Source organism: Paenibacillus sp. oral taxon 786 str. D14 (assembly GCF_000159955.1).
GTDB lineage: Bacteria > Bacillota > Bacilli > Paenibacillales > Paenibacillaceae > Fontibacillus > Fontibacillus phoenicis.
Genome location: NZ_GG695974.1, coordinates 147603 through 148435, shown reverse-complemented (window position 1 = coordinate 148435; position 833 = coordinate 147603). Strand labels below are relative to the sequence as shown.

Here is an 833-nt window from a genome sequence, read left to right as displayed (position 1 = left end):
GCTGAAATGTCCCGTATTGGCCCGATTTGAGATCAATAAGGACATTTTAGGGCCTTATTTTACGAGGAACGTGTTGATTTTGAAGAATAAGACCACTTTTTACCCTTATTTCAGCACCGAGTGAAGTCGGAAACCCTACCTGCGCACCACGTAGTCCTCCACCTGACACAACCATACCATATGGTCTTGCCCCGGCCCCCAGTAGTCCTTGGCCACGGCATAAGGCTCACCGAACTTGCGAAGCCACTTCTGCTGCGCCCGCTTGTAGCCGCTGTCGAGGCAGAACCGCTCGATGCCCCGCTCCCGCAGCGCCTTCGCCATCGCCTCGATCAAAGCCGATCCGATGCCTTGTCCTTGATAGGCGGACAGCACGTACAAGCTCCCCAGCTCGCCAACATCGTCCAACGCGTGCTGGGTACATTCCCTGATTTCCTTCCCGCAAGGGCCAAAGGAAATGATGCCGACCACCTCCCGAGCGATCTTCGCAGCGAGGAAAAAGACAGGGCTCTCCACCGCTTGTGGCCCATCCCCGCGTGAATCAAAGCCAGGTGCAGCCCCAAGCGCTGCGTCCACCAGCTGGATTTTCCCCTCAATTTCCTCGCGGATATCTTCTATTAAATGTCCAAGCCCTTCCGCGGCAAACGCCTCTGGAATCGTCTGCTCGAATACCCGGCAGGCTTCCTCTCGATCTTCAGCGGTTAACGGTACGGTGACGATATCTTCGACCATGGCAATCCCTCCTTCACTTTTTTTCATATCGGCCTGCAAAATCGGAGCTATTCACTTCATATTCTAAAGATTTTACCGAAATAAAAGCAAAGAGGCGATCCCAT

General features: G+C 53.8%; 1 protein-coding gene. It reads right to left on the bottom strand.

Translation table 11 applies throughout. The features are described 5' to 3' along the window. Positions 1 to 135: 135 nt before the first annotated feature. Complete coding sequence (locus POTG_RS09300; RefSeq protein WP_009224578.1) at positions 136 to 729, bottom strand: GNAT family N-acetyltransferase; 594 nt, start codon at positions 727 to 729, stop codon at positions 136 to 138. Positions 730 to 833 lie beyond the last annotated feature (104 nt).

Bases quoted from the DNA above. Each gene is read 5' to 3' on its own strand.
- POTG_RS09300 (WP_009224578.1), bottom strand. From the start codon at position 729: ATGGTCGAAGATATCGTCACCGTACCGTTAACCGCTGAAGATCGAGAG.